26 protein-coding genes are annotated in these 26,859 nt (G+C 73.2%); 18 read left to right on the top strand and 8 right to left on the bottom strand.

Annotated elements, in window-relative coordinates:
- The first annotated feature begins 69 nt into the window (after positions 1–69).
- The 5 genes from ACZ4UX_RS30540 (at position 70) to folE (ending at position 6,321) form a co-directional block, all read left to right on the top strand.
- Positions 70–1,245: a zinc-dependent metalloprotease gene (locus ACZ4UX_RS30540; RefSeq protein ID WP_465708998.1), complete on the top strand. Its 1,176-nt coding sequence runs from the start codon at positions 70–72 to the stop codon at positions 1,243–1,245.
- Between the two features lie 327 nt (positions 1,246–1,572).
- Complete coding sequence (gene tilS, locus ACZ4UX_RS30535; protein ID WP_465708997.1) at positions 1,573–2,697, top strand: tRNA lysidine(34) synthetase TilS; 1,125 nt, start codon at positions 1,573–1,575, stop codon at positions 2,695–2,697.
- A 71-nt stretch (positions 2,698–2,768) separates the two neighbouring features.
- Entirely contained in the window at positions 2,769–3,323 is a 555-nt protein-coding gene (hpt, locus tag ACZ4UX_RS30530; protein WP_030059589.1) for a hypoxanthine phosphoribosyltransferase, read from the top strand.
- Positions 3,324–3,554: 231 nt separating this feature from the next.
- Positions 3,555–5,606 carry an ATP-dependent zinc metalloprotease FtsH gene (gene ftsH / locus ACZ4UX_RS30525; protein ID WP_329489122.1) on the top strand — a complete coding sequence of 684 codons (2,052 nt, stop codon included), beginning with the start codon at positions 3,555–3,557 and terminating at the stop codon, positions 5,604–5,606.
- Positions 5,607–5,715: 109 nt separating this feature from the next.
- A complete protein-coding gene (folE, locus tag ACZ4UX_RS30520; RefSeq protein ID WP_329489123.1) occupies positions 5,716–6,321 on the top strand; it encodes a GTP cyclohydrolase I FolE in 606 nt (201 codons plus the stop codon).
- Positions 6,322–6,380: 59 nt separating this feature from the next.
- Here the strand turns inward: folE and ACZ4UX_RS30515 are convergent, their stop codons facing one another.
- Positions 6,381–7,169, bottom strand: coding sequence for a ferritin-like domain-containing protein (locus ACZ4UX_RS30515; protein WP_465708996.1), 789 nt, complete (start codon positions 7,167–7,169; stop codon positions 6,381–6,383).
- A 131-nt stretch (positions 7,170–7,300) separates the two neighbouring features.
- On the bottom strand, positions 7,301–8,461 hold the full coding sequence (locus ACZ4UX_RS30510) for an alpha/beta hydrolase (RefSeq protein ID WP_465708995.1): 1,161 nt from the start codon (positions 8,459–8,461) through the stop codon (positions 7,301–7,303).
- A gap of 373 nt (positions 8,462–8,834) precedes the next feature.
- Between ACZ4UX_RS30510 and ACZ4UX_RS30505 the strand changes: the two genes are divergently transcribed.
- The 7 genes from ACZ4UX_RS30505 to ACZ4UX_RS30475 all read left to right on the top strand — a co-directional run bounded on the left by ACZ4UX_RS30505 (position 8,835) and on the right by ACZ4UX_RS30475 (position 15,481).
- Positions 8,835–10,673 carry a phosphatidylglycerol lysyltransferase domain-containing protein gene (locus ACZ4UX_RS30505; protein WP_465708994.1) on the top strand — a complete coding sequence of 613 codons (1,839 nt, stop codon included), beginning with the start codon at positions 8,835–8,837 and terminating at the stop codon, positions 10,671–10,673.
- An 89-nt stretch (positions 10,674–10,762) separates the two neighbouring features.
- On the top strand, positions 10,763–11,668 hold the full coding sequence (gene folP / locus ACZ4UX_RS30500) for a dihydropteroate synthase (protein WP_329489127.1): 906 nt from the start codon (positions 10,763–10,765) through the stop codon (positions 11,666–11,668).
- Positions 11,669–11,699: 31 nt separating this feature from the next.
- Positions 11,700–12,182 carry a nuclear transport factor 2 family protein gene (locus ACZ4UX_RS30495; RefSeq protein ID WP_329489128.1) on the top strand — a complete coding sequence of 161 codons (483 nt, stop codon included), beginning with the start codon at positions 11,700–11,702 and terminating at the stop codon, positions 12,180–12,182.
- Between the two features lie 246 nt (positions 12,183–12,428).
- Complete coding sequence (folB, locus tag ACZ4UX_RS30490) at positions 12,429–12,788, top strand: dihydroneopterin aldolase (RefSeq protein WP_329492204.1); 360 nt, start codon at positions 12,429–12,431, stop codon at positions 12,786–12,788.
- Positions 12,789–12,846: 58 nt separating this feature from the next.
- Positions 12,847–13,446, top strand: a complete 600-nt coding sequence (gene folK, locus ACZ4UX_RS30485; protein WP_329489129.1) for a 2-amino-4-hydroxy-6-hydroxymethyldihydropteridine diphosphokinase — start codon at positions 12,847–12,849, stop codon at positions 13,444–13,446.
- A 236-nt stretch (positions 13,447–13,682) separates the two neighbouring features.
- A complete protein-coding gene (locus ACZ4UX_RS30480; protein ID WP_329489130.1) occupies positions 13,683–14,174 on the top strand; it encodes a DUF3180 domain-containing protein in 492 nt (163 codons plus the stop codon).
- Positions 14,175–14,296: 122 nt separating this feature from the next.
- The gene (locus tag ACZ4UX_RS30475) at positions 14,297–15,481 is read left to right on the top strand and encodes a hypothetical protein (RefSeq protein WP_465708993.1); all 1,185 of its coding nucleotides are present in this window, start codon (positions 14,297–14,299) and stop codon (positions 15,479–15,481) included.
- 175 nt (positions 15,482–15,656) lie between these two features.
- On the opposite strand, the gene ACZ4UX_RS30470 is transcribed toward ACZ4UX_RS30475, so the two are convergent.
- Positions 15,657–16,232, bottom strand: a complete 576-nt coding sequence (locus ACZ4UX_RS30470; protein WP_329489133.1) for a TerD family protein — start codon at positions 16,230–16,232, stop codon at positions 15,657–15,659.
- A 125-nt stretch (positions 16,233–16,357) separates the two neighbouring features.
- Positions 16,358–16,855, bottom strand: coding sequence for a hypothetical protein (locus ACZ4UX_RS30465; protein ID WP_380393001.1), 498 nt, complete (start codon positions 16,853–16,855; stop codon positions 16,358–16,360).
- Positions 16,856–16,938: 83 nt separating this feature from the next.
- Here ACZ4UX_RS30465 and arfB point away from each other — a divergent pair, with 83 nt between their 5' ends.
- A complete protein-coding gene (gene arfB / locus ACZ4UX_RS30460) occupies positions 16,939–17,370 on the top strand; it encodes an alternative ribosome rescue aminoacyl-tRNA hydrolase ArfB (protein ID WP_329489135.1) in 432 nt (143 codons plus the stop codon).
- Between the two features lie 14 nt (positions 17,371–17,384).
- On the opposite strand, the gene ACZ4UX_RS30455 is transcribed toward arfB, so the two are convergent.
- A complete protein-coding gene (locus tag ACZ4UX_RS30455) occupies positions 17,385–17,912 on the bottom strand; it encodes a flavin reductase family protein (RefSeq protein WP_329489136.1) in 528 nt (175 codons plus the stop codon).
- 367 nt (positions 17,913–18,279) lie between these two features.
- Here ACZ4UX_RS30455 and ACZ4UX_RS30450 point away from each other — a divergent pair, with 367 nt between their 5' ends.
- Together ACZ4UX_RS30450 and ACZ4UX_RS30445 are read left to right on the top strand one after the other, a co-directional pair.
- The gene (locus ACZ4UX_RS30450; protein ID WP_465708992.1) at positions 18,280–20,079 is read left to right on the top strand and encodes a GGDEF domain-containing protein; all 1,800 of its coding nucleotides are present in this window, start codon (positions 18,280–18,282) and stop codon (positions 20,077–20,079) included.
- A 174-nt stretch (positions 20,080–20,253) separates the two neighbouring features.
- On the top strand, positions 20,254–21,276 hold the full coding sequence (locus tag ACZ4UX_RS30445) for a carbohydrate-binding protein (protein WP_329489138.1): 1,023 nt from the start codon (positions 20,254–20,256) through the stop codon (positions 21,274–21,276).
- Between the two features lie 67 nt (positions 21,277–21,343).
- Here ACZ4UX_RS30445 and nagA read toward each other — a convergent pair whose 3' ends face one another.
- Positions 21,344–22,546 carry an N-acetylglucosamine-6-phosphate deacetylase gene (nagA, locus tag ACZ4UX_RS30440; RefSeq protein WP_465708991.1) on the bottom strand — a complete coding sequence of 401 codons (1,203 nt, stop codon included), beginning with the start codon at positions 22,544–22,546 and terminating at the stop codon, positions 21,344–21,346.
- Entirely contained in the window at positions 22,543–23,490 is a 948-nt protein-coding gene (locus tag ACZ4UX_RS30435; protein ID WP_329489140.1) for an ROK family protein, read from the bottom strand. Before ACZ4UX_RS30435 ends, nagA begins: the two co-directional genes overlap by 4 nt.
- A gap of 311 nt (positions 23,491–23,801) precedes the next feature.
- Between ACZ4UX_RS30435 and ACZ4UX_RS30430 the strand changes: the two genes are divergently transcribed.
- A complete protein-coding gene (locus ACZ4UX_RS30430; RefSeq protein WP_465708990.1) occupies positions 23,802–25,073 on the top strand; it encodes an extracellular solute-binding protein in 1,272 nt (423 codons plus the stop codon).
- Positions 25,074–25,104: 31 nt separating this feature from the next.
- Here ACZ4UX_RS30430 and ACZ4UX_RS30425 read toward each other — a convergent pair whose 3' ends face one another.
- Positions 25,105–25,449 (bottom strand): cupin domain-containing protein, encoded by a 345-nt coding sequence (locus ACZ4UX_RS30425; RefSeq protein ID WP_329489142.1) that lies wholly within the window; start codon positions 25,447–25,449, stop codon positions 25,105–25,107.
- A 104-nt stretch (positions 25,450–25,553) separates the two neighbouring features.
- On the opposite strand from ACZ4UX_RS30425, the gene ACZ4UX_RS30420 reads away from it, so the two are divergent.
- Positions 25,554–25,793 (top strand): DUF3263 domain-containing protein, encoded by a 240-nt coding sequence (locus ACZ4UX_RS30420; protein ID WP_329489143.1) that lies wholly within the window; start codon positions 25,554–25,556, stop codon positions 25,791–25,793.
- 87 nt (positions 25,794–25,880) lie between these two features.
- On the top strand, positions 25,881–26,750 hold the full coding sequence (otsB, locus tag ACZ4UX_RS30415) for a trehalose-phosphatase (RefSeq protein WP_465708989.1): 870 nt from the start codon (positions 25,881–25,883) through the stop codon (positions 26,748–26,750).
- Positions 26,751–26,859 lie beyond the last annotated feature (109 nt).

Here is a 26,859-nt window from a genome sequence, read left to right as displayed (position 1 = left end):
GGCACCCGTCCGGCAGGACGTGGGCTCCCGTGGCTCCCCCCGATGGGCCGGAGCACGTACGGTGAGGGCATGACGAGCGCGAGCGGCGGTGCTGACATGGTCGACTGGAATCTCGCGGTCGCAACCGCGACCAGGCTGGTACGGCCGGGGCCGGAGGTGAGCCGCGCGGAGGCGGCGGCCGTGGTCGCCGAACTGCGCAGGCACGCCCTGGAGGCGGAGGAGCACGTCCGGGCGTTCACGGGCATGCGCTCCAGCAGCCTCGGTGCGGCCACCGCGACCCCGGTGCTGATCGTGGACCGCCCCGGTTGGGTGCGGGCCAACGTCGCGGGCTTCCGGACGGTGGTCCAGCCCCTGGTGGAGAAGCTCCAGGCCCGCCGGAGCGGCAGCGCCGCGGCCGGCGTCCTCGGCGCGGTGGGGGAGAAGGCCACCGGCATCGAGGTCGGCGCCCTGCTGGCGTTCCTGGCGACCAAGGTGCTCGGCCAGTACGAGACCTTCGCCCCGGCCGAGCCCTCGCTGGAGGCGCCGGACAGCCCGGCCGCGCTCTTCGACAAGCCCCGGCTGGGCCCCGAGGGCCCCGGCCCGGGCCGGCTGCTGCTGGTGGCGCCGAACATCGTGCACGTCGAGCGGGAGCTGGACGTGAACCCGGCCGACTTCCGGCTCTGGGTCTGCCTGCACGAGGAGACCCACCGCACCCAGTTCACCGCGGTGCCGTGGCTGCGCGACCACATCCAGTCCGAGGTGCAGTCCTTCCTGGCCGAGACGGACGTCGACCCGGGGGCGCTGCTGGACCGGCTGCGGGACGCGGCGGGCACGCTCGGCGGCCTGCCCGGCCTCGGAGGGCGGGGCGAGGCGGGCGGGTCGACCGGACTGCTGGAGATCGTCCAGTCGCCGTCCCAGCGGGAGATCCTCGGCCGTCTGACGGCCGTGATGTCGCTGCTGGAGGGCCATGCGGACGTGGTGATGGACGGCGTGGGCCCGGCCGTGGTGCCGAGCGTGGCCGAGATCCGGGAGAAGTTCCAGCAGCGCCGGGACCGCGGTGCCAACCGGCTCGACCTGGTGCTGCGCCGACTGCTCGGCATGGACGCCAAGCTGCGCCAGTACCAGGACGGCGCGGTCTTCGTGCGGGGCGTGGTGGAGCAGGTCGGGATGGACGGCTTCAACCGGGTCTGGACGTCCCCGAACACCCTGCCCACCAAGGACGAGATCCACGACCCCGCCGCCTGGGTGGCCCGCGTCGCGAGGTGACTCGCCCGCCGGAGCGTCCCTTCGGCCCGGGGTGGCCGGGGACTCGCCGCGGTCGCTCTCCGTGTGCGCACTTCGGGCGGGGCCGGAGGCGGTCGGCAGCGGTCAAAGCCGTTCGTACGAGTGGTCCAATCGTGCAGATGGCGGGTGAAGATACGTTTCTCCATTCACCCGTACGTGGGACGGTGGTCGTACCGGTGGCGCGGGTGGCGTAGCGGGTGCCTCCTTTCTGCCACCATCTGTGAGCGCCCGGTAACACGGCGCTCACAGATGCGCGGCCCCCGCCGCGCCCACCGCCGTCCTGTCCCCTCCGTCAAGGAGTCGTCCGCCGTGGGCCCACACCCCGCTGTCGCCGCGATACGCCTGGCCGTACGCCGCACGCTCACCGACCTCGCCGCCGAGGCCGGCACCACCTTCGCCGCACCCCGCGAGCCCCGCGAGCGCCCCAGCGGTGCGCCGCTGGTCGGCGCCGCCGTCGGGACCACCCTGATCGGCAACGCCCACCGCCACCCGTCCGGTCTGCCGCGCACCCCGGCCGCCCCCGGCTCGCCGCTGGTCCTGGTCGCCGTCAGCGGCGGCGCCGACTCGATGGCGCTGGCCATCGCGGCCGCCTTCGAGGCCCCCAAGCTGGGCCTGCGGGTCGGCGCCGTCACCGTCGACCACGGTCTCCAGAACGGCTCCGCCGACCGCGCCGCCCAGGTTGCCGAGCGGCTCCGCTCGCTCGGGCTCGACCCGGTGGAGGCCGTGCCGGTCCGGGTCGGCCGCGCCGGCGGCCCCGAGGCCGCCGCCCGGGACGCCCGCTACGCCGCCCTGGACGCCGCCGCCGAGCGCCACGGCGCCGTGGCCGTCCTGCTCGGCCACACCCGCGACGACCAGGCGGAGACGGTCCTGCTGGGCCTCGCCCGCGGCTCCGGTGCCCGCTCGCTGGCCGGCATGCCGGCCCAGAAGGGCCGCTACCGCCGCCCGCTGCTGGAGCTCGACCGGGCCGCCACCCTCCAGGCCTGTTCCGCCCAGGCGATCCCGGTCTGGGACGACCCGCACAACTGTGACCCCGCCTACACCCGCTCCCGGGTGCGGCACGAGGTCCTGCCGGTGCTGGAGAAGCACCTGGGCGGCGGCGTGGTCGAGGCGCTGGCCCGGACCGCCCGGCTGTTCCGCGACGACGCCGACGCGCTGGACCAGTGGGCCGCGCTCGCCGAGCGCGATCTCCGTACCGGCGAGGGCGCCCTGGACGTCGGGAAGCTGGCCGAACTGCCGCCCGCGGTGCGCCGCCGGGTACTGCGCAGGGCCGCGCTGCGGGCGGGCTGCCCGGCCGGGGACCTCTTCGCGCGCCACCTCGAAACGATCGATCTGCTGGTCACCGGTTGGCGCGGCCAGGGGCCGTTGCACCTACCCGGGGGCGTCGAAGCCACCCGTAGGTGTGGCACGCTGGTCTTTCGGCGGCAGGGCGACTGACGGGCAGGCATGCTCCCGGGGCGCCGGGCCGCCGGCCATCCAGACCCCGAACGTTTGAGGACGTATCCCCGGTGGACCAGAACGACATGGGCGCTGACCTCGCGAAGGTGCTCATCAGCAAGGACGAGATCGACGCCAAGCTCCTGGAGCTGGCCGAGCGCATCGACCGGGACTACGCAGGCAAGGACCTGCTGATCGTCGGCGTCCTCAAGGGTGCCGTGATGGTGATGGCCGACCTCGCCCGGGCCCTGCACTCGCAGGTGACCATGGACTGGATGGCCGTCTCCTCGTACGGGATGGGCACCAAGTCCTCCGGTGTGGTGCGGATCCTCAAGGACCTCGACACCGACATCGCCGGCCGTGACGTCCTGATCGTCGAGGACATCATCGACTCCGGGCTGACGCTGTCCTGGCTGCTGGGCAACCTGGGCTCGCGCGGCCCGGCCTCGCTGGAGGTTTGCACGCTGCTGCGCAAGCCCGACGCGGCCAAGGTCGAGATCGACGTCAAGTACGTCGGGTTCGACATTCCCAACGAGTTCGTGGTCGGCTACGGGCTCGACTACGCGGAGAAGCTGCGCAACCTCCCCTTCATCGGCACCCTCGCCCCGCACGTCTACGGCGGCTGAGGGTTTCGGGGCCCGTTCGGGCTACGGACGGGAACAGTGGACCGTTCTCGCCCGTTGCATCGGGGGAAATAGAAGTAGGTCGTGTCGCTGTGCTCCCGCCACCGGCGGGTCGGACTGCGGTACGGTCCAGTAAAACCGCTCTTCACATGAGCAGAACCGGATGCGCCGGCGGCCCAGGCCCCGCGGCGCCGTCGAGTGGCAGGAGGGACGGGGCGGCAACGCCCCGCATGGATGGACGTCAAGCGATACTTCCGTGCGCCGATCATGTGGATCGTGCTGGCCGTCCTCGCCGTCATCGTGCTGATGCAGGTCGTTTCTGACTCGAACGGCTACAAGACGGTGGACACCGGGCAGGTCGTCGCAGCGATCGACGCCAAGCAGGTCAAGTCGGCGCAGATCACCACTGGTGACTCGAACACGATCAAGATCCAACTGAAGGACGGCGCCACGCTGTCCAACGCCGGCACGGGCAAGACCCCGTCCGGCAGCAAGTTCCAGGCCTCGTACATCGGCGACCAGGGTGTCGCGCTCGCCGACAAGCTCCAGGCCCAGATCAACGACAACGACCAGAACTCGCTCTCCGAGGGCTACACCGTCAGCCCGGAGAAGCAGAGCACCTTCGTCAGCCTCCTGCTGTCGATGCTGCCCATCGTGATCATCGTTCTGGTCTTCCTGTTCCTGATGAACCAGATGCAGGGCGGCGGGTCCCGCGTCATGCAGTTCGGCAAGTCGAAGGCCAAGCTGCTCACCAAGGACACGCCGAAGACGACGTTCTCGGACGTCGCCGGTGCGGACGAGGCGGTGGAGGAGCTCCACGAGATCAAGGAGTTCCTGCAGGAGCCGGCCAAGTTCCAGGCGGTCGGCGCCAAGATCCCGAAGGGCGTGCTGCTCTACGGCCCGCCCGGTACCGGCAAGACCCTGCTGGCGCGTGCCGTCGCGGGCGAGGCCGGGGTCCCGTTCTACTCGATCTCCGGCTCGGACTTCGTGGAGATGTTCGTGGGTGTCGGCGCCAGCCGCGTCCGCGACCTCTTCGAGCAGGCCAAGGCGAACGCTCCGGCGATCGTCTTCGTCGACGAGATCGACGCCGTCGGCCGGCACCGCGGTGCGGGTCTCGGCGGCGGTCACGACGAGCGTGAGCAGACCCTCAACCAGCTGCTGGTCGAGATGGACGGCTTCGACGTCAAGGGCGGCGTGATCCTCATCGCGGCCACCAACCGCCCCGACATCCTGGACCCGGCGCTGCTGCGCCCGGGCCGCTTCGACCGGCAGATCGCGGTCGAGCGCCCCGACCTCCAGGGCCGTCTGGACATCCTCAAGGTGCACCAGAAGGGCAAGCCGGTCGCGCCGGACGTCGACCTCAAGGCCGTCGCCAAGCGCACCCCCGGCTTCACCGGTGCCGACCTGGCCAACGTCCTGAACGAGGCGGCGCTGCTGACCGCCCGCTCGGACAAGAAGCTGGTCGACAACTTCACGCTGGACGAGGCGATCGACCGCGTCGTGGCCGGACCGCAGAAGCGGACCCGGATCATGTCCGAGAAGGAGAAGAAGATCACCGCGTACCACGAGGGCGGTCACGCCCTGGTCGCGGCGGCTTCCCCCAACGCGGACCCGGTGCACAAGATCACCATCCTGTCCCGCGGCCGGGCGCTCGGCTACACCATGGTGCTGCCGGACGAGGACAAGTACTCCACCACCCGCAACGAGATGCTCGACCAGCTGGCGTACATGCTGGGCGGGCGCGCGGCGGAGGAGCTGGTCTTCCACGACCCGACCACCGGCGCCTCGAACGACATCGAGAAGGCCACCGCGACCGCGCGGGCCATGGTCACCCAGTACGGGATGACCGAGCGGCTCGGCGCGATCAAGTTCGGTTCGGACAACTCGGAGCCGTTCCTGGGCCGCGAGATGGGTCACCAGCGCGACTACTCGGAAGAGGTCGCCGGGCTGGTGGACGAAGAGGTGAAGAAGCTCATCGAGAACGCGCACAACGAGGCCTGGGAGATCCTGGTCGAGAACCGCGACGTGCTCGACAACCTGGTTCTGGAACTCCTGGAGAAGGAGACCCTGAACAAGGAGCAGATCGCCGAGATCTTCGCCCCGATCGTCAAGCGCCCGGCCCGGCCGGCCTGGACGGGCTCGTCCCGTCGTACGCCGTCCACCCGGCCGCCGGTGCAGTCCCCGAAGGAGCTGGCGCTGACCAATGGCGCCGCCGCCGTCGAGGCCGCTCCGGTCGACGTGGTGAAGCTCCCGCCGCTGCCGGTGGAGCCGCCCGCCGAGGGCTGATCGCGCCAGCACAGGGACGGAATGGATGCCGCGCCACCAGGGTTTGTACTCTGGAGGCGCGGCATCCGTGCTGTTCAGCCAAGTCGTCCCCCTAGTTAGCGAGGCCCGCATGATCGACCCGGTGACGCTCGACGGTCCGTCCGCCGTCGGGACCTTCGACCAGAAGCGGGCCGAGAACGCCATCCGCGAGCTGCTCCTCGCCGTCGGCGAGGACCCGGACCGCGAGGGTCTGCTGGAGACCCCGGCCCGGGTCGCCAGGGCGTACAAGGAGATATTCGCGGGCCTCTGGCAGGAGCCGGAGGACGTCCTCACCACCACCTTCGACCTCGGCCACGACGAGATGGTGCTGGTCAAGGACATCGAGCTGACCTCGGTCTGCGAGCACCACCTGGTGCCGTTCCGGGGCGTCGCGCACGTCGGCTACATCCCGTCGGTCAACGGAAAGATCACCGGCCTGTCCAAGCTGGCCCGGCTGGTCGACGTCTACGCCCGCCGTCCGCAGGTGCAGGAGCGGCTCACCAGCCAGGTCGCGGACGCGCTGATGCGGATCCTCGAACCGCGCGGCGCGATCGTCGTGATCGAGTGCGAGCACATGTGCATGTCGATGCGCGGCATCCGCAAGCCCGGCGCCAAGACCATCACCTCCTGCGTGCGGGGCCAGCTGCGCGACCCGGCCACCCGGGCCGAGGCGATGAGCCTGATCATCGGTCGCTAGCGGCCCCACGGCCCCACGGCCCCGCAGCCCCGTCGGCACCCCCCCCGGCCCGCGCCGGCTCAGAGCAGCTGGTGCTCCGCGTGCGGTGGGGCCGGGGTGCCCAGGGCGTTGCGGCGCCGGGGCATCCGCAGGGTCACCATCCGCCGCCAGCCGAACGCCCGGTCGTACAGGTAGAGCATGTGGACGCCCGCCGTCACCACGGCGCGCTGCCAGCGCGGCCACCCGAGGATCCGCGCCATCCGGGCCGTCACGGCGAGCCCGACGTCCCGGTGGGTGCGGATCTCGCCGCGCGCGCTGGTCTCCAGGGTGTGCCGGACGTACGGGCCGTGGCCCTCGGCGACCAGCCGCAGCAGCTCCTCGTGGCAGTAGGCGAGGTGGTTGTCCTCGTCGGCGGAGATCATCCGCATCGCCCGGCCGAGGTCCGGGTTGTCGCCGTACACCTTGACCAGCTGGCGCATCTGCTCGGCCGCGCGCTGCTCGGTCACCCGGCTGTGCGCCAGGTAGGTGATGATCTCCCGCTCGACCAGCGGCACCTCGCTGTTCAGCCGCTCGTGCGAGAGGCCGACGCCCTGGCGCTCCAGCAGCATGCAGTAGTCGGCCTCGGCGGGGACGTCGATCCTGGGCAGGCCGCGCTTGTGCAGCAGCTGGGTGAAGATCCGGCCGTGCTTGCGCTCGTCGGCGCCGTGCCGGGCGATCTTGGGGGCGAGGACCGGGTCGCGGGTGAGGGCGGTGATCCGCTCGTTCTCCCAGCCGCCCTGGTCCTCGCCGCCGGCCGCGATGCTGCAGAAGAGCTGATAGGCCTCGTCGTTGCGGTAGATCTCGGTGAAGAGCGATCGGGTGCTGAGCATGGGGCCTCCTGCACGGATCAGGTGTCGACCCGGGCCGTTCGGCCGGGCGGTCGCGATACGTTCCCCGTGGCGGCGGCGAACCGGCCCCACCGGCCGGTAACCACTCGTCCGGCGGCCGTCGCCGCCGGCGGTCAGGTCCAGGTGAGCCGGGCGCTCATCCACTCCAGGGCGGCGGGGAGCTCGCGGATCCAGCTGTCGAAGTTGTGGCCGCCGTCGTCCAGGTAGAGCGACTCCACCTTGAACTGCGGATTGGCGGCCGCGACCTGCTGGGCGAGGTCGACGAACTTCACCGTCTCCGGGTAGTCGGTCTCCTTGCGGGTGCTGATCACCAGCAGCGAGAGGTTCGGCGCGGGGAGGTTCTGCAGCCGCCAGGCGAGGTCGCTCTGGTCGGCCAGCGCCTTGTCGCCGCCGAAGAGGTTGCCGCCGGTGAACTGGTCCTCGGCGACCTTGAAGTCGCCGTGCATCCCCACGCCGTTGCCGTAGACGTCCGGGTAGCGCATCGCGAGCCGCATCGCGCAGCTGCCGCCGGTCGAGAAGCCGAGCACGCCCCAGGACGAGGGCGAGCGGCTGACCCGGTACGCCGAGCGCAGCGCCTCGGGCACGTCCTTGGCGAACCAGGACTCGGTGCGCGGGCCGCCGGGGACGTCGACGCACTCGGTGTTGCGCGGCGGGGCGACGCTCGGCCGCGCCATCACGATGATCGTGGGAGCCATCTTGCCGCCCTTGCGCAGCTCCCAGGCGGTCTGCGGGACGGGCAGGTCCTTGAGCAGGTGCATGGTGGTGCCGGGGAAGCCGGCGATGGTCAGCAGCACCGGGAAGCGCACCATGGCGAGGTTCGGGTCGAAGTACTCGGGTGGCAGGTAGACGAACATCTGGTCGGAGAGGCCGGTCTCCTTGCCCGCCACCCGGACCGATTCGATCTTGCCGACCTCCTCCGGGGGGCCCTTGGGCAGATCGGTGACGGTCTCCAGGCCGCCCTCCTCGGTCGGCTGGACCAGCGCGTCGGAGACCGGGGTGCCGCTGTGGTGGCGCTCGCTGCTGGTGAGCGCGAGCTTGGCGCCGCCGGGGCTGAGCAGGTCGTCCCATGAGGTGTAGAACCCGAACGAGTTGTTGACCGACAGCGCGAGCACCGCGAGCACCGAGACCTGAGTGACGGTCAGCAGCCCGATCCGCCCGAGTACCGGGAGCGGGCGCTGCCGGGCCAGCCGGGGCCAGAGCCAGAGGGTGGTGAGCAGGGCCGCCGCGCCGAGCGCGAGCAGCGAGTTCACCAGCGCGTCGCTGGTCAGTTCCATGCCGTCGGCCTTCCGGTGGGAAACTCTCGGTGCAGGCTTCATCGTCTGGCGGTGCGTCAGCCACGGCCATCGCGGCTAGGCTGTCCGGACGTCGGGGCAGGCGGAGTCCGGGGCGATCCGACGCAACCGGTCCCCCGGAACGCGGCGTCCACCGTACGTACCGGGTATGCGGGGGTCCGTCGCGCCACGCGGCGGGAAGGCTCCGGCGCCCACCCCTCGGCTCAACCACAGCGTCCGCCGAACACCGGTTTACCCTCCGTTGCCGGATGTTTGGTGTGCGCATTGCCCGATGAAGGAAAAGGCATGAAGGTCCCTCACAACTCCTCCCCCGGAGTGACAGGACTGCAGTCCGCAGCCTCTACGCTGAGCTTCCATGAGCGTTCCCGTGTCCGTTGAGCCGAGCCCCGAGCAGCCGCCCCGCCGCCGCGGCCTGCAGACGCTTCGTACCCAAGCGGCCGCCGTCCCCCGGGCCTGGCTCCCCGGCGCGGTCGGCTACGCCTGTCTGCTGATCGGTCTGGTGGACACCGCCAGCGCGGTGTTCCCCAAGCTCCGGCACACCAAGGTGCACGACTTCGCGGGGCAGCTGCCCGGCGGCACCACGACCCTGGCCGCGGCCGGCACGCTGATGGTCGGCCTGCTGCTGGTGCTGCTCGCCCACGCCCTGCGCCGCCGCAAGCGGCGGGCCTGGCGGGCCGTCTGCGTGCTGCTGCCGGTCGGCGCGGCGCTGCACATCCTGCGCTGGCACCAGATCGGCCCGGCGGTCGTCTCGCTGGTGCTGTTCGCGGTGATGCTGGTGCACCGGCGCGAGTTCTACGCCAAGGCCGACCCCCGGACCCGCTGGCGGGCGGTGGTCAACCTGGTCGTGATGGGGGCGATCAGCGTCGCGCTCGGCCTGCTGGTGGTCTCCACCCGGACCGGGTACGAGATCGGCGACCCGAGCCTGTTCCACCGGCTTGAGCACGTCGGGTACGGACTATTCGGCTTCGAAGGGCCGGTCGACTACAGCTCGGACCGGGTCTCCGACCAGGTCGCCTACCTGCTCGGCGGGCTGGGCCTGATCACCGCCTTCACCACCGCCTACCTGGCGCTGCGGCCGGAGAAGCCCAAGCCGGAGCTGACCGCGGAGGACGAGGAGAAGGTCCGCGCGCTGCTCGACCGGCACGGCGACCGCGACTCGCTCGGCTACTTCGCGCTGCGCCGGGACAAGAGCGTGCTGTTCTCGCCCTCCGGCAAGGCGGCGATCTCCTACCGGGTGGTCTCCGGCGTGATGCTCGCCTCCGGTGACCCGGTCGGCGACGTCGAGGCCTGGCCGGGTGCGATCAAGGTCTTCATGACCGAGGCCCGCGAGCACGCCTGGGTGCCGGCCGTGATGGGCTGCAGCGAGGTGGGCGGCGAGGTCTGGACCCGCGAGGCGGGGCTGGACGCGCTGGAGCTGGGTGACGAGGCGATCGTCGACACCGGGACGTTCTCGCTCGCCGGCCGGGCGATGCGCAACGTGCGCCAGATGGTCAAGCGGATCGAGCGCAACGGCTACTCCTGCCAGGTGCGGCGGGTCGCCGACCTCACGCCGGACGAGAAGTACCGGATCGCCGACGCCGCCTCCCGCTGGCGCGGCACCGACACCGAGCGCGGCTTCTCGATGGCCCTCGGCCGCTTCGGCGACCCGGGCGACGACGCCTGCGTGGTGGTCACCGCGCACAAGGCGCCGGAGGAGGGCGAGGACGGCGACGACCTGAAGGCCGTGCTGCACTTCGTGCCCTGGGGGCCGGACGGCATCTCGCTGGAGCTGATGCGCCGCGACCGCGCCGCCGACCCCGGTCTGAACGAGCTGCTGATCGTCGCCGCGCTGCAGGCGGTGCCGGCGATGGGCGTGCGCCGGGTCTCGCTCAACTTCGCGATGTTCCGCTCGGCCCTGGCGCGCGGTGAGCGGATCGGCGCCGGCCCGGTGCTGCGGGCCTGGCGCGGGCTGCTGGTGTTCCTGTCGCGCTGGTTCCAGATCGAGTCGCTGTACAAGTTCAACGCCAAGTTCCAGCCCGAGTGGGAGCCGCGGTTCCTGGTCTTCCCGAACACCCGGGACCTGCCCCGGATCGGGTTCGCCGCGATGCAGGCGGAGGCCTTCATCACCCTCGGCATGCCGCGCTTCGGCCGCAAGCCGCAGCGCAAGGGCCCGCTGCCGGCCCCGGGCCGCCCTGAGGTCACCGAGGCCGCCTAGGCCGGTGCCCGCCCCCGGACCCCCGTCGGAGACCCGGCGGGGGTCCGGTCGTCTCCGGGGGAGCGGGGACTTGAACTGATAATGGGGTTATGAGCACTTCGCTGTCCTTCTCGCTGCCTGCCGGACTGCCGCGGCTCGACCGCTGCTCCGTGATGGGCGTGGTCAATGTGACCCCCGACTCCTTCTCGGACGGCGGGATGTGGCACGACCCCGCCCGGGCCATCGCCCACGGCCTGGCGCTCCGGGCCCGCGGCGCGGACCTGGTGGACGTCGGCGGCGAGTCCACCCGCCCCGGCTCGCAGCGGGTGCCCGAGGAGGAGGAGCTGGGCCGGGTGCTGCCGGTGGTGCGCGAGCTGGCCGACTCCGGGGTGGTCGTCTCGGTCGACACCATGCGCGCCTCCGTCGCGGAGCGGGCCGTCGCGGCCGGTGCCCGGATCATCAACGACGTCTCCGGCGGCCTGGCCGACCCCGCGATGGCCCGGGTGGTGGCCGAGACCGGCGTGCCCTTCGTGGTGATGCACTGGCGCGGGCAGTCCGCCGACATGGACAGCCTGGCCGTCTACGGCGACGTGGTCGCGGACGTGGTCGGCGAGCTCACCGCCCGGATGGACGCGCTGCTGGCGGCCGGCGTCAAGGAGGAGCAGCTCATCCTGGACCCGGGCCTGGGCTTCGCCAAGACCGCCGAGCACAACTGGGCCCTGCTCGGCGGGCTCCCGGCGCTCACCGCGCTCGGCCGTCCCGTCCTCGTCGCCGCATCGCGCAAGCGGTTCCTGGGTACGCTGCTCGCCGACCCGGAAACCGGGGAACTGCGCCCGGCCAGGGAGCGCGACGACGCGACCGCCGCGGTGTCGGTGCTGTCGGCCGGGGCCGGGGCCTGGGCGGTGCGGGTGCACGACGTGGCCGGCACGGCGGACGCCGTCCGGGTGGTCGCCGCCTGGCAGCGGGCGGCCCGGCAGGACCCCTCCGGCCCGTCGGCGGGCCGGAGCGGCAGGTGAAACGGGAGGGTCTGTGGCAGGTGACGGCAGGGTGAGCGGCGAGACCGCGGGTCAGCGCGCCCGGGAAGCGGACCGGGAGGCCGTACTGGAGGCCAACCGGGCGCTGTACGAGGCGTTGGAGAACGGCGATCTGGAGGCCGTCGAGGAGGCCTGGCTGGGGGCCGACGAGGCCGACGACAAGGGCGGCGTGGTCTGCGTGCACCCCGGCTGGCCGGTGCTGCGCGGGCGGGCCCAGGTGACCCGCTCCTACATGTTGATCATGGCGAACACGGAGTACATCCAGTTCATCCTGACCGACGTCGAGGCCGAGGTTCAGGGGGATGTGGCCCTTGTCACGTGCACCGAGAACATCCTTTCCGGCGGCGAGGCGGAGGAGGAGGGCGAACTCGGCCCGCTGGTCGGCGGAAAGGTCGTCTCGACCAATCTCTTCCGCCGCACCCCGGCGGGCTGGAAGCTCTGGTCCCACCACGGTTCACCCGTTCTGACCAGCGGGGACGACGAGGACGAGGACTGACCCGGGGGCCGCTGGGGGAATGCCCGCCGGAGGCGGCCCGGGAATTCCCGGACGGCCGCCGAACGTTCACGTCAATCGCCGATCCGGCGTGCGTGGCGTCGGTTCGTGCCGGGTAGGACGGTCAGGCGTTGTCGGCGCTCGCGGGTAGATTCGAAACGCAGTGGCGGCCGTCGTGTCCGCCTCCGCCCTGCCTTCCCCCCGCTTTCCGGGGCAGGGCCCGTCCGAGTGGGAGCAGTGATTCGTTTGCTGGACCGCGTCACCCTGCGGGGCCTGCGTGCCCGGGGTCACCACGGTGTCTTCGAGCGCGAGCGCGTCGAGGGCCAGACCTTCGTGGTGGACCTCGTGCTCCACCTGGACACCCGCCCCGCCGCGTCCGGCGACGACCTCACCCGCACGGCGCACTACGGCGTCGTGGCCGAGGAGGTCACCGCGATCATCGCCGGCGAGCCGGTCGACCTGATCGAGACCCTGGCGCAGCGCATCGCGGACCAGTGCCTGGCGCACGAGGCGGTCGAGGAGGTCGAGGTCACCGTGCACAAGCCCGACGCCCCGATCACCGTGCCGTTCGACGACGTGACCGTGACCATCCACCGGGGCCGCGCATGACCCGCACCGCGTACCCCGTGCCAGCCGCAGAGCCCGTTCCAGTTGTAGGGGAAGCCCGATGAGCACCAGCGACCCGACCGCCTCGCCGAGCACGTTCGACCTGGAGAACCGGGTGGACTCGGCCGACGCCACGCTGCACAGCCAGCGCTGCGCCGTGATCGCCCTCGGCTCCAACCTGGGCAACCGCCTGGACACCCTCCAGGGCGCCGTGGACGCCCTCGCCGACACCCCCGGGCTCAAGATCAAGGCCGTCTCCGGCGTGTACGAGACGGAGGCCCTCGGCGGCCCCGACGAGCAGCCCAACTACTACAACGCGGTGGTGGTGCTGCGCACCACCCTGCCCCCGCGCGACCTGCTGGAGCGCGGCAACGCGATCGAGGACGCCTTCGGCCGGGTCCGCACCGTGCGCTGGGGCCCGCGGACGCTGGACGTCGACATCCTGGCCTACGAGGGCGTCACCAGCGACGACCCGCAGCTGCTGCTGCCGCACCCGCGCTCGCACGAGCGGGCCTTCGTGCTCGCCCCCTGGCTGGACGCCCAGCCGGAGGCCGAGGTGCCCGGCCACGGCCAGGTCGCCGCGCTGCTCCAGGCGCTCGGCGGCGCCGACGCCCAGGGCGTCCGGCGGCGCGAGGACATCGGGCTGACCCTGCCGGAGTAGGCCCCGCCCGCCCGTACGGCCGGGAACTCGGACGAGGTCCCGGCCGTACGAGTAGGTGTCCGCCATCCGCGCGGGTGCCCGCCGGCCCGGGCCCGGTACGGTGGCCTGGCGCCGCCGTACCGTCCGCCCCGCCCCGTCGCCGGGCCGGGGCGCCTCCCAGCCGTCGGCCGGGGGGAGCAGGGCCGGGCCCGGGGGCGGCCGCCCGACACCGCAACCCCGGGAAGGACCACGTCCGAGTGAAGCTGCTTCGCCTCCGTCTGCTGGTCGGCATCACCGCCGCGACCACGGCGCTGTCCTGGGCCGGTGCCAAGCTGTGGGCCTCTCTGGACACCCTGCCCGCGGTGCCGGGTGCGGCTCCGGTGGTGCTGGCCGCGGTGGCGGTGATCCTGCTCGCCACGGCGATCTCGCTGCGCTCCCGGCTGAAGGCGGCGCGCGAGCGCCAGCCCGGGGCGAAGGGCGTCGACCCGCTGGGCGCCGCCCGGGCGGTGGTGCTGGCGCAGGCGAGCGCGCTGGTCTCGTCGGTGGTCACCGGCATCTACGCGGGCGCGGGCATCTACCTGCTCGGCGAACTGGACGTGCAGGCCCGCCAGGACCAGGCCGTCACGGCCGGCTTCGCGGTGCTGGCCGGGGTGGCGGTGATCGCGGCGGCGCTCTGGCTGCAGCACGTGTGCAAGCTGCCGGAGGACCACGACGACCCGAGCGGCCCGGCGGCGACCTCGCACCGCTGAGCGGACCCGCTTCGGTGATCTTGGGTGAGGGCCCGGGTACAAGCGGTAAAGCTTGCGCAGTGTCAAGGGCCAAAGCGGACCCTGGGCTGACACGGCCCCAATTCGCACGCTAGTTTCTTGGCATGTCTCGCGGACGCCACCGTCATTCCTCCGTCCTCGGCCGGATCCTTCCTCCCACCGCCGCCGGCGTGCTCATCGTCGCCGCGGTGGCCGCGCTGCTCTTCAGTCAGGACACCGTCCTGGTCCGCTCGGTGGGCGTCGCCGCCGTGCTGGCCTCGCTCGGGATCGCGGTGCTGCTGCGCCAGCGCGACCGGGCCGCCCGGGCGGCCGCCGAGGTGTCCGTCGCGCAGCGGCTCCGGGCCGAGGAGCGCTTCGAGGAGCAGCTCGCCGAGGCCGAGTACGCGGCGGAGGTCGCCGAGGAGCGGGCCACCCGCTTCGGGCGGCGGCTGACGGCCGAGAAGTCGCGGCTGGCCAAGGCCGAGACGGAGATCGCCAGGCTGCTGCGCGAGCGCGCCGTGGCGGTCGCCGAGCAGGCGCTCAAGGACGCCGAGGCGGCCCAGCGGGCCCTCGCCGCCGCCCGCCCCAAGTACCCGGCCAGTCCGGCCGCGTTCGTCCGCGCCGCGGCCGTGCTGCGGCAGCTGCAGCGGCAGGCGGCGGCCCGGGACGCCCAGCGTGAGCGCGCGGCCGGTGCGGAGGTCGCGCTGCGGGCCCGCACCGCGCCGGCGACCGTCCCGGCGTCCGCGCCGGTGGCGCCCGCCCGCCCAGTGCCGGCGCCGGTGGCTCCGGCCGTCCCCACGCCGGCCGCGTCGGTGCCCGCGGCGGCCGCCCCGGCAGCCGTCGCTCCGGCGCCCGCGCCGCGGCCCGCGCTGACGGCGACGGTGGGCCAGCTGGGTGGGACGCCCAGCGCTCCCGTGGTGGCGGCCGAGCGGCAGCGCCCGCGCCCGCCGCAGGCCCGCGGGCAGGGCTTCAGCTTCTTCGGCCGCTCGGGAGCGGCCGGCCGTCCGGCGGCCCCGGCGCCGGCCCTGGGCAGCGTCGCCGAGCTGGGCGAGCGCGCCGACCTGGCGGACGTGGTGGGCGACGAGGCGGTGGCCGCGGTCAGGGCCGTGCCGCCGGCCGCCCTCCCGGACCGGGTGCGGCCCTCGGTCGAGCCGGCCGACCTCGACCCCGAGGCCGGTGGGGCCGACGCCGTACCGGCCGACCCGGACCAGGACGCCGAGCTGGAGGGCGTCGAGCCGACCGTGGTGGACCTGACCCCGGACGAGGAGACCGAGCTGCTCCAGCTCCCGGAGCTGCGCGCCTCCCGCTGACCCAGCCCGGGCGGCGCCCCGCGCCGCCTCCGCCGCCGCCCCGGCGCGCGTCCCCCCGGTCCGGCCGTGGGACGCGCGCCGGGGCGTTCGTGGCCGCACCCCCGGGGTGGCGCGCGGCGCGGGAACGGCGAAGCGCCCGGCCTCCGAGATGGAGGCCGGGCGCTTCAGCGTGGCGTCAGAGCTGGACGCCGAAGTCCTGGGCGATGCCCGCGAGGCCGGAGGCGTAGCCCTGGCCGACGGCGCGGAACTTCCACTCGGCACCGTTGCGGTAGAGCTCGCCGAAGATCATGGCGGTCTCGGTGGCGGCGTCCTCGGAGAGGTCGTAGCGGGCGATCTCGGCACCGCCGGCCGCGTTGATCACGCGGATGTAGGCGTTGCGGACCTGGCCGAAGTTCTGCGAGCGGGCGACCGCGTCGTAGATCGAGACCGGGAAGGTGATCTTGACGGCCTCGGCCGGCAGGCCGGCGAGGTTGACGTTGATCGCCTCGTCGTCGCCGGCGCCCTCGCCGGTGCGGTTGTCACCGGTGTGGACGACGGTGCTGTCCGGGGTGCTGGTGTTGTTGAAGAAGACGAAGTGGCTGTTGGACAGCACCTTGCCGTCGGCGTTCAGCACGATCGCGCTGGCGTCGAGGTCGAACTCGGCGCCCGTCGTGGTCCGGACGTCCCAGCCGAGACCGACGGTGACCGCGGACAGGCCGGGGGCCTCCTTGGTCAGCGAGACGTTGCCACCCTTGGAGAGGCTCACTGGCATGGTGTTTGCTGTCCCTTCGTTGCTTTGCCGGGATAACGCGGGAGACCGTGGACTTGGTTCCACGCCGCGCGGCACACATTCTTCGGAGCGGATGACCGGTGGGCAATGGCCGGGGCCGAGCTCGCTCAGATTCGGCGGAAGCGGCCCTGAAGTGACCAGATGTTCGGATTGTCGGCCAGCTCGGGGTGCATGTCGAAGAGATCGGCCAGCGTGTCCTGGAGGAAATCCCGGGCCTCGCGGCGCAGGTCGCCGTGGCGGACCACCGCGGGCGCCTCGTCCGGCAGCCAGGTGGCGCTCACCTCGACCCAGTTGAACCGGCGGGCGAACCGCAGCAGCTCGGTGTTCTGGGTGAAGTCGAGGTCGCAGGCCTGCACCCGGGCGGCGCGGCCGCCGTCCGGGTCCCGGTCCAGCTCCTCGACGATGTCGCAGAGCGCCCAGGCGAAGTCCAGCACCGGCACCCAGCCCCAGGCGGTGGAGAGTTCCGTGCCGTCGGCGTCCAGGTAGACGTCGCCGCAGAAGAGGTCGTACCGCAGGGCGTGCACCGAGGCGCTGCGGTAGTCGGTCTGCGGGGGGTCGGGGAAGCGGTTGGAGAGGGAGTAGCCGAGCTCGATCACGTACGCCATTGTCGGGGCTGCGGGCGGTCCCGGATGACCGGGTGACCGGATAACCGCGTGACCGGGGGCGCGGGGCACGGGATGATGGGCGCATGCCCGAGCCCATTCGCGTCCGGGGATCGGTGGTCGTCCCCGACGCCGAGCTCGTCTGGCGCTTCTCCCGTTCCTCCGGCCCCGGTGGCCAGCACGTCAACACCTCCGACACCCAGGTCGAGCTGCGCTACGACCTGGCCGCCTCCGCGGCGCTGCCCGAGGTGTGGAAGCAGCGCGCCCTGGAGCGGCTGGCCGGGCGGCTGGTGGACGGGCGGGTGCTCGTGGTGCGCGCGTCGGAGCACCGCTCGCAGTGGCGCAACCGCGAGGTCGCCGCGGCCCGGCTGGCGTCCCTGCTGGGGGAGGCCACCGCACCGCCGCCGAAGGCCCGCCGGGCGACGAAGCCCAGCCGGGGCATGGTGGAGCGGCGGCTGACCAACAAGCGGCACCGCGCCGAGCTGAAGCAGGGCCGGCGCTCGCCGAAGGGCGAGTAGCGCGTCGGCCGCGGTCAGCCGAGCTGCCGGTAGCCGCCGTGGAAGTAGAGCAGCGGGCGGCCGCCGGCGTTCGGTACCGCGGCCTCCAGGACGCGGCCGAGCAGCAGGGTGTGGTCGCCGGCGGCTATCCGCTGCTCGGTCCGGCACTCCACGGTGGCGAGCGCGCCGTCGATCAGCGGCGCTCCGCTGCGCCGGCCCCGGTGGTGCGGGGCGTCGGCGAACAGCAGCCGGTCGCTGAGCCGGCCCTTCATGGCGAACCGCGAGCCGAGCGCCTTCTGCTCCTCGGCGAGCAGGGAGACCGCCCAGGTGTCGGCGCGGGAGAGCACCTCGTCCATCCGGGAGTCCTCGCGGACGGAGATCAGCACCAGCGGCGGTTCCAGCGAGACGGAGAGGAAGGACGTGGCGGTCATGCCGACGTCCTCGCCGTCCTCCGGGTCGTGGACGGTCACCAGGCTCACGCCGGAGGCGAGCTGGGAGAGGGCCGCCCGGAACTCGTCGGGCGTCGCTTGGGAGGCAGCTTCGGGCTGCGGAGCCGAGTACACGTACCGCACGGTAGTCGGCGGCCGCGCGAAACGGCATCGGGCCGTGGTCGTAGGACCATCGGCGCAGAGGTTACGTTCCGCGCCGAGGCTCACCCTCAGGGGTGAAGTGGAGGGACTGCCGGGCGGCAGGCGGCTTCAGTGCACGGGCAATGCGGCCGACCACCAGAAATGTTCCTATAAAGCCTTATGTCCCGTTATGGGGCGGATGAGCTGATTAAGGGCGCATAAGTGTCGTGTGATTTAAGTCACAAGTGGTGGCCTATTGCTGACCGAGCGTGCCGAACGCTGTGCTCCCTGTGATTCAGTTCTTCTGGCAATCGGACGATAACCATTCAAGAACTATCCGAAGCAGCCGGGGAGCCCCCGCATGGAAGCCGAGTCGGAGCCGTACGTCCGCCTCGCGACCCTCCGCACCTTGCACCGGGTCGTGGCGGACCTCAACGCTGCCCGCAGCCTGGCGGGCACGCTGCAGGCTGTGGTCGAGGGTGCGGTCCACGGGCTCGGATTCGACGCCGCGGCGGTCAGCCTGGTCCGTCCGGACGGCGACCTCGTGGTGGCGGCCGTCTGGGAGCTGGAGGAGAGCGCCATGGGCGGCCCCTCCGTCCTGCTGGGCCAGGTCGGCTCGCGCGAGTCCTGGGACCGGCTGCTCGGCGTCAGCGACCACTGGGGCACCCTGCGCTTCCTGCCCTACGACCGCGGCTGGGCCGTGGCCAGCGACATCCCGCGCTGGATCGGTGACGGCCCGATGCCCGTCTACGCCAACGACTGGCACCCCGCGGACGGGCTGCTCGCCCCGATGTACAGCGCCGGCGGCGACCTGCTCGGCGTGCTCTCGGTGGACCGCCCGCGCAGCGGCAAGCGACCCGGGGCCTGGACCCGCGAGGCGCTGGAGATGTTCTCGCTGCAGGCCTCCATCGCGATCGGCAACGCCCGGCTGCGGGCCGAGATGCAGCGCGCGCTGGCCCGCCTGGAGAAGGAGCAGCAGGCCCTGCGGGCCAGCGAGGAGAGCTTCCGCCAGGCCTTCGAGTACGCGCCCAGCGGGATGGCCATCACCGAGCTGCACGGCGCCGGGCGCGGCCAGCTGACCAGGGTCAACGACGCGCTCTGTCGACTGCTCGGCCGCCCCCGCGCGGTGCTGCGCCAGCAGAGCTTCGCCGACCTCGTCCACCCCGACGACCGGGCCCTGCTGGAGCGCACCAGTGCCGAGAGCGGCCGGGCCGAGCTGCGGCTGTCCCGCCGGGACGGCGGATACCAGTGGGTGTGCCTGCGCAACTCGATCGTCGCGGACGCGGCCGAGGGCCCGAGCTTCCTGCTCACCCACGTCGAGGACATCGAGGACCGCAAGCGCCACGAGCTCCAGCTCGCCCACCGGGCCAGCCACGACGCGCTCACCGGGCTGCCGAACGGTGCCGAGCTGAAGGCCCGGCTGGGCCGGCGGCTCTGCAACGAACCGCAGACGGTCGGCGCCGTCGCCGGACACCCGGCCGGACAGGGCGAGGGGGCGTACTCGCCGGCGTACAGCGGCTACGCCGTCGACTCCTACAGCGCCCACGCCGCCTACGAGGGGCTGGACGGGGCCGACCCGCGGACCGGCGGGACGCACGGCTACGGGCTGCCCGACGGCTACCCGGTGGCGGCCGCCGGCTACGGCGAGCACGAGCACGCGGTGGTCCCCGCCGACCACGGCCCGGGCGGGGACGTCTGGTCGGGCCCGTTCCGGTCGGGCGGCGCGACCGCGGCGGACAAGGGGCTCGCGGTGCTCTTCTGCGACCTCGACGGCTTCAAGTCGATCAACGACCGGTTCGGCCACAACGCGGGCGACGCGGTGCTGGTCGAGGTCGCCCGCCGGCTGAGCCAGGCCGTCCGGGAGGGCGACACGGTGGCGCGCCTCGGCGGCGACGAGTTCGTGGTGCTGGCCGACGGCATCGGCCGCGAGGAGGCCAAGGACCTCGCCCACCGGCTGCGCAACGCGATCATCCCGCCGATGCGGATCGACGGCCGCGGGATGCGGGTCGGGGTCAGCCTCGGCGTCGGCTGGGCCGGCTGCGGGATGAGCATCGAGGAGGTGCTGCACACCGCCGACGAGCGGATGTACGACGAGAAGCGGGCCCGGGGCGGCGCGGTGCGCGGGGCCCGGGGCGAACGCTCCCACCGCCGGGCGGGTTAGCCCCGGACGGCGGCCCGGGCGCCCGGTGTCCCGTGGCGGTGAGGTGAAAGCTACTCGCAGGTTGTCAAGGGGTCTTTTCGGCGGATCGGCTGCGGCAGGTAGGGTTCCCGGGTACGAGCGACCACCACGTGCGCCGACGGCGGGGAAGTCCGGCGGCGCCACCGCGATGGGGAGTTGACCACCGTGACGACCGCCGGCAGCAACGGAGTGCCCGAGGGCCCGGAGGGCGGTGCCCCCCAGGACGACGATCCCTTCGGCTACCTCTACCGTCCGGCCGGCGGCGGCGCCGCGCAGCCGGCCGAGCCGCAGCAGGGCGTACCCCGTACGTCGTACAACCGGCCGATGGAGGTCGGCCGTGCGCAGTACGGGCAGCAGCGCCAGCAGCCGTACCCGCCGCAGCAGGGCTACCCGCAGGGGCAGCCGTACCCGCCGCAGCAGGCCGAGTACGGCGGTGCGCCCACGCAGCACCAGCCGCCCGTGCCGCACCAGCCCGCGCAGCACCTGGAGTACGGCGGCGACGCGCCCACCCAGCAGACCCGGTACGCCGAGCGCTCCCGGCCGCAGCCGGGTGAGGAGCGGGCGAGCAGCGGGAGGAGCAAGGGCGCGGTGATCGGCGCGGTGGCGGTGGTCGCGGCCATCGCGATCGGCGCGGGCATAGCGCTCTCCACCGGCGACCCGGACGGCGGCAAGAGCGGAAAGAGCGGCACCCAGACCACCGCCCCGCCGGCCCCGAGCGCCACCACCGCCGGCCCGTCCGCCTCCGGCACGGCCTCGCCCGGCGCCACCGCCACCTCGGGTCCGGCCACCGTCGACGCGGGCCAGCTGCAGGGCCAGAACGCCCCGTCCGGCAACACCGTCAAGGGCGCCAAGTCGGCGGACGGCAGCTACCTGACCCTCCAGCCGGGTGCGACCGTGAGCTGGACCGGCGACATCGCCACGGCCGGCACGTACAAGCTGACCGTGCACTTCAACAACGCGGGCAGCGACGTGAAGGCCTCGGCCGCGGTCAACGGCAAGGACTGGCCGAGCGGGCTGTCGCTCAAGAACTACTCGCCCGGCAAGGACCCGGCGTCCTCCTGGTACACCACGTTCATACTCCCGCAGTTCCAGGCGGGCTCGAACACCGTCGCCATCATGAACCCGAGCGGCGGCCCGGTGCTGATCGACCAGCTGACCGTCGAGCCGTACGGCGGCTGACCGGCGCGCGGACGCGAAACGGCCGCCCGTTCCCGAGGGGGAGCGGGCGGCCGTCGCGCGTCCGGTGTCAGGCGGGCCGCACCGCGGCGAAGGTGTCGCCGCCGGTGATCCACTCGCCCCGGCGCATGACGGCGACGAGGTCGTAGCCGTCGGAGTCGAGGACGACGAGGTCGGCGTTCTTGCCGGCCTCCAGCGAGCCGGTCGAGTCGGCGAGACCGAGCAGGCGGGCCGGGACGGTGCAGAGCGATTCGACGGTCTCGGCCAGGGAGAGGCCGTTGACGGTGACGGAGCGCTTGAACGCGACGTCCAGGGTGAGCGTCGAGCCGGCGATCGCGCCGCCCTCGACCAGCCGCGCGACGCCGTCCTTGACCTCGACCTGGAGCGGGCCGAGGGGGTAGAGGCCGTCGCCCATCCCGGCGGCGCCCATGGCGTCGGTGATCAGCGCGACCCGGGAGGCGCCGGCCGTGCGGTAGGCGAGGTCGAGGACGGACGGGTGCAGGTGCACGCCGTCGTTGATCAGCTCGACGGTGACCCGCTCGTCCTCCAGCAGCGCCACGATCGGGCCCGGGGCGCGGTGGGCGATGCCGGGCATGGCGTTGAACAGGTGGGTCGCGACGGTGGCGCCGGCGTCGACGGCTTCGAGGGTCTTGGCGTAGTCCGAGTCGGTGTGGCCGACGGCGGCGATCACGCCGAGGTCGGCGAGCATCCGCACCGACTCCAGGCCGCCGGGCAGCTCGGGGGCGAGGGTGACCATCTTGGCGTGGCCGCGGGCCGCGTCGACGAGCTTGCGGACCAGCGCCGGGTCCGGGTCGCGGAGCAGGTCGGGGCGGTGCGCGCCGCAGCGGTTGTGGGAGATGAACGGGCCCTCGAAGTGGATGCCGGCCAGGACGCCGTCCTCGACGAGTTCGGACAGCACGCCGGCCTGGCGGGCGACCTCGTCGATCTCGCCGGTGACGGTGGAGGCGACCGTGGTGGTGGTGCCGTGTTCGAGGTGGACGCGGGCGGCCCGCAGGGCCTCCTCGGCGATCCCGGAGGCGTAGGAGGCGCCGCCGCCGCCGTGGACGTGCAGGTCCACGAAGCCGGGGACGACGGTGTACCCGGTCAGGTCGAGATCGCCCGGCCGCGCTGCGCCGCCCGTGATGCCGGCGATCCGGTCGCCCTCGACCGTGAGCCGGTCGCCCTCGACGACACCGCCCGGCAGGACCAGCCGGGCGCCGGCCAGGGCGATGCCCGCGGGCCGGGCCGCCGATTCGATTCGCGCGGTGGTCACGCGGTCACCTCCATGGAGAGCAGATCCCAGGCGAGCAGGCCGGCGCCCAGGGACGCGGCGGTGTCTTTGAGCATGGCGGGTACGACCTCGGGGGGCATCTGGAAGGTCAGCCGCTCGGAAACCGCCGCGCGCAGGGGTGTGAAGAGGGTGTCGCCGGCCTCGGCGAGGCCGCCGCCGACGATCACCGTGGACGGGTCGAGCAGGCTCTGGGCGAGCACGATGCCGTCGGCGAGGGCGTCCACCGCGTGCTGCCAGACCGCGACCGCGCGGGGGTCCCCGGCGTCCACCGCGACGGCGCAGGATGCCGCGTCGGCGTCGGGGTCCCCGCTGGCCGCGGCCCAGGCCCGGGAGACGGCGGAGGCGGAGGCGAGGGTCTCCAGGCAGCCCCGGGCGCCGCAGCCGCACTGCGGCCCGCCCGGGCGGACCACGACGTGGCCGATCTCGCCGCCGTAGCCGTGGGCGCCGGCCTCGATCCGGCCGCCGATGCCGATGGCGCCGGCGATCCCGGTGCCCAGCGCGACGAACAGGAAGCGCTCCACACCCCGCCCGGCGCCGAGGCGGCCCTCGGCGAGCCCGCCGGAGCGCACGTCGTGGCCGAGCGCGACCGGCATCGCGGTGCCGCCCGCCCCGGCCAGGCGCGCGCCCAGCAGTTCGCGCATCGGGAGGTCCCGCCAGCCGAGGTTGGCGGAGAAGACCGCGATGCCGTTCTTCTCGTCGATCGTCCCCGGGACGGCGACGCCCGCCGCCAGCGGGGCGACGCCGAAGCGGCTGCGACCTTCGTCCGCCAGGTCGGCGGCGAAGTCGAGGATGGCGGCGACGACGGCATCAGTGCCGTGCTCCCGCCCGGTCGGTCGGCGTGCCTCGAACAGCACGGAGCCGTCCTGGGCGAGCAGCGCGGCCTTCATGCCGGTGCCGCCTACATCGAGTGCGATGACGTGCTTCACGGAGGACAGTTTCCCTTGGCTGGGTCGGAGAGGTCTAGTCCAGTTGTCGGATTGGTCTGGTCCAAAGTAGGTGAGCTTTGTCGCAGAACCATGTGGTGTGCGGCACTTTGCGGCCGCCCGGAGAGGGCGGTTTTCACGCCGATTCATTGCGCATCGTGCAATGACCTCCGCACTTCGATAACTACCCGGCGGGGACGGCCCACAGGTGTGGACCACTGTGCACCGCATTTGGCAGGGTTGCCGCCTCCCCTCCGCCGGATTCCCCCCTCCGGCCCCCCGCTTCCTTTCACCCCCCGAAGGCGGTACCCGCGTTGATCAGGCGCGCCCAGGCCCCCACCCGGCTGCTCGGCACCGCGCTGGCCGGAGCGCTGCTGCTCACCGGCTGCGGCGGCCAGGACGACAAGACCGTCACCCTCAAGCTGGTGGCGGCGGACTACGGCGAGGACGCGGCCACCAGCTCCAAGCTGTACTGGGACGACGTCGCCCGCCGCTTCGAGGCCGCCAACCCGGACATCCGGATCGACGTCGAGGTGACGAGCTGGACCGACATCGGCAAGCGGGTCGACGACCTGGTGGCCGGCGGCAAGTCGCCCGACCTGCTGCAGACCGGCGGCTTCGCCGACCAGGCGGTGGCGAACCGGCTGTACCCGGCGGGTGACGTCCTCTCGCTGGAGACCCAGGCCAACATCATGGAGTCGTTCGCGCACGCCGGCCAGGTGCTCGGGACGCAGTACGGCATCCCGTTCGTCTCCTCCTCCCGGGTGCTGTTCTACAACAAGGCGGTCTTCCAGAAGGCCGGGATCACCCAGCCGCCGGCCACCTGGAACGAGCTCCGGCAGGCCGCCGAGAAGATCAAGGCCAAGGTGCCGGGGGTCACGCCGTACGGGCTGCCGCTCGGCCCCGAGGAGGCCCCGGCCGAGTCGATGCTGTGGACGCTGAGCGGTGGCGGCAGCCTCTCCGACGACGTCGGCAACTACACCATCGACAGCCCGGAGAACCAGGCCACCTTCAGCTGGCTGCGCACCAACCTGGTCGACACCAAGCTGACCAACCCCGACCCCGGGAAGACCAACCGCACGCCGATGTTCACCGACTTCGCGGCCGGGAAGGTCGCGATGCTCAACGGGCACCCGACGCTGCTGCGGATGGCGGCCAAGGGCAAGATCGACTTCGGCACGGCGCCGATCCCGAAGAAGGACGGGCTGGCGAAGACCGGCAGCCTCGGGGTGGCCGACTGGATGATGGCGTTCAAGGCGAACGGGCACCGCAACGAGATCCGCAAGTTCCTCAGCTTCGTGTACGCCAAGGACAACCAGCTCAAGTTCGACGAGACGTACAACCTGCTGCCGGTCACCCAGGACGCCTTCACCGCGGTGACCAAGGACGGGAGGCACGAGGACCTCAAGCAGTTCGCGGCCGGGCTGACCAACGCGAGCTTCTACCCCTTCGGGGACCCGGCCTGGGCGGACGTCAGCAACCGGATCAAGGCGGGGATCGGCGGCGCCGTGACGGGCGACGCCAAGCAGGTGCTGGAGGGGCTCCAGGAGTCCGCGGTGAAGGAGGCGGCCCGGGTCCGCAAGTGACGGATCCCGGGCCGGGCGGCGGGTGCGGACGTCAGAGGGTGATGGCGTAGGCCTTGCGGAGGGTCTCGTGGACCGTCCACGTGGTGCGGTCGCCGGCCCGCAGGACGGCGCAGTCGCCCGGACCGACCTCCAGGGTCGGGCCGCCGTCGATCTCGACGGTGGCCCGGCCGCTGAGCACCACGAACATCTCGTCGGCCTCGACGTCGGTGACCACGCCGGGGGTGATCTGCCAGATGCCGCGCAGCTGGCGGCCGTCGGGGGACTCGGAGAGCACGCGGCCGGAGACCTCGGGGGTGCCGGAGACGATCTGGGCCGGGTCGAGCGGGTCGGGTTCGAGCTCGGCGGTCGGGATGTGCACGGCGAAGCTGGGCGTCATGGGGGTGACGCTAGCCCGGGCGGGGACGCCGGCGGGGGCGCAAGGTGTGTCGCCTCGCCGGGGGAGAATGACACTCCGTAGTGCTGGACGGAGGTGGGTCGCGGATGGGTGCGGGGACGGACGGGCTCGACGAGCGGGACACGGCGGTGCTGGAGCTCGAAGGGCGGCAGTGGCGGACGGCCGGGGCCAAGGAGCGGGCGATCCGCGAGGAGCTGGGGCTCTCCAGCACGCGCTACTACCAGCTGCTGAACGCCCTGCTGGACCGGCCGGCGGCGCTGGCGCACGCGCCGGTGCTGGTGAACCGGCTGCGGCGGGTGCGGGAGGCACGGCGCGCGGCCCGGTAGCCCGGGCGGTCCCGGGCCGCTCGGGCTGCCGGGGCGTTCCCGGGGCCGGGGGCGGGTCGGGCCCGGAAGGCTGGGTAGGTTCCGGACATGGGTCTTGAGCACATGGGTCTTGAGGAGATGGCGGAGCCGGGGAACGAGGCCGGACGGGCGGGGCTGGAGGCGATCCTCCGGGCGCCCCGGGAGGCGGTGGTGGCGCTCGACTTCGACGGGACGCTGGCGCCGATCGTGGCGGATCCGAGCCGGGCGCGGGCGCATCCGGGGGCGGCGGGCGCGCTGGCGGAGCTGGCGCCCCGGGTCGGCGCGATCGTGGTGGTGACCGGCCGGCCGGCCGCCCTGGCGGTGGAGTACGGCGGGTTCGGCGACGTCGACGGCGTGGTGGTGCTCGGGCACTACGGGGCCGAGCGCTGGGAGGGCGGCGAGCTGACGGCGCCGCCGGCGCACCCGGGAGTGGCACGGGCGCGGGCCGCGCTGGACGGCGTACTGGCGCGGGTCGGAGCGCCGGCCGGGACGTGGGTGGAGGACAAGGGGCGCTCGCTGGCCGTCCACACCCGGCGGACGGAGGCGCCGGAGGAGGCGTTCGAGCTGCTGCGCGCCCCGGTGGAGGCGCTGGCCGCCGAGCACGGGCTGGTGGTGGAGCCGGGCCGGCTGGTGCTGGAGCTGCGGCCGCCGGGGGTGGACAAGGGCGCCGCGCTGACCGGGTTCCTGCGGGAGCGGGGCGCCCGGGCGGTGCTCTACGCGGGGGACGACCTGGGGGACGTGGCGGCCTTCGCGGCCGTGGAGAAGCTGCGCGGCGAGGGGCTGGCCGGCCTGCTGGTGTGCAGCGGCACGGTCGACGGCGACGCGCCGGTGCGGGAGCTCGCCGACCGGGCGGACCTGGTGGTCGCCGGCCCGGCCGGCGTGGTGGGGCTGCTGACGGCGCTGGGAGCGGCGCTCGGGGACCGGGCCCAGGGCTCCTAGAGTCGGCCGTGGGGGGGGGGGGGGGGGGGGGGGGGGGGGGGGGGGGGGGGGGGGGGGGGGGGGGGGGGGGGGGGGGGGGGAGGGGAAGGCGGGGGGGGGGGGGGAGGGG

The organism is Kitasatospora sp. NPDC028961 (assembly GCF_055564815.1).
This window is presented reverse-complemented; position numbering and strand designations above follow the sequence as displayed.

What these genes read in the sequence shown, in the direction of transcription:
- ACZ4UX_RS30515 (WP_465708996.1), bottom strand. Translation starts at nt 7,169, where the DNA reads ATGCTCAGCACCCGATCGCTCTTCACCGAGATCTACCGCAACGACGAG.
- folP (WP_329489127.1), top strand. Translation starts at nt 10,763, where the DNA reads ATGAGCACTTCGCTGTCCTTCTCGCTGCCTGCCGGACTGCCGCGGCTC.
- ACZ4UX_RS30420 (WP_329489143.1), top strand. Translation starts at nt 25,554, where the DNA reads ATGGGTGCGGGGACGGACGGGCTCGACGAGCGGGACACGGCGGTGCTG.
- ACZ4UX_RS30450 (WP_465708992.1), top strand. Translation starts at nt 18,280, where the DNA reads ATGGAAGCCGAGTCGGAGCCGTACGTCCGCCTCGCGACCCTCCGCACC.
- ACZ4UX_RS30540 (WP_465708998.1), top strand. Translation starts at nt 70, where the DNA reads ATGACGAGCGCGAGCGGCGGTGCTGACATGGTCGACTGGAATCTCGCG.
- ftsH (WP_329489122.1), top strand. Translation starts at nt 3,555, where the DNA reads ATGGACGTCAAGCGATACTTCCGTGCGCCGATCATGTGGATCGTGCTG.
- ACZ4UX_RS30465 (WP_380393001.1), bottom strand. Translation starts at nt 16,855, where the DNA reads ATGGCGTACGTGATCGAGCTCGGCTACTCCCTCTCCAACCGCTTCCCC.
- ACZ4UX_RS30470 (WP_329489133.1), bottom strand. Translation starts at nt 16,232, where the DNA reads ATGCCAGTGAGCCTCTCCAAGGGTGGCAACGTCTCGCTGACCAAGGAG.
- folK (WP_329489129.1), top strand. Translation starts at nt 12,847, where the DNA reads ATGAGCACCAGCGACCCGACCGCCTCGCCGAGCACGTTCGACCTGGAG.
- ACZ4UX_RS30510 (WP_465708995.1), bottom strand. Translation starts at nt 8,461, where the DNA reads ATGGAACTGACCAGCGACGCGCTGGTGAACTCGCTGCTCGCGCTCGGC.
- ACZ4UX_RS30425 (WP_329489142.1), bottom strand. Translation starts at nt 25,449, where the DNA reads ATGACGCCCAGCTTCGCCGTGCACATCCCGACCGCCGAGCTCGAACCC.
- ACZ4UX_RS30475 (WP_465708993.1), top strand. Translation starts at nt 14,297, where the DNA reads ATGTCTCGCGGACGCCACCGTCATTCCTCCGTCCTCGGCCGGATCCTT.
- arfB (WP_329489135.1), top strand. Translation starts at nt 16,939, where the DNA reads ATGCCCGAGCCCATTCGCGTCCGGGGATCGGTGGTCGTCCCCGACGCC.
- folE (WP_329489123.1), top strand. Translation starts at nt 5,716, where the DNA reads ATGATCGACCCGGTGACGCTCGACGGTCCGTCCGCCGTCGGGACCTTC.
- ACZ4UX_RS30505 (WP_465708994.1), top strand. Translation starts at nt 8,835, where the DNA reads ATGAGCGTTCCCGTGTCCGTTGAGCCGAGCCCCGAGCAGCCGCCCCGC.
- otsB (WP_465708989.1), top strand. Translation starts at nt 25,881, where the DNA reads ATGGGTCTTGAGCACATGGGTCTTGAGGAGATGGCGGAGCCGGGGAAC.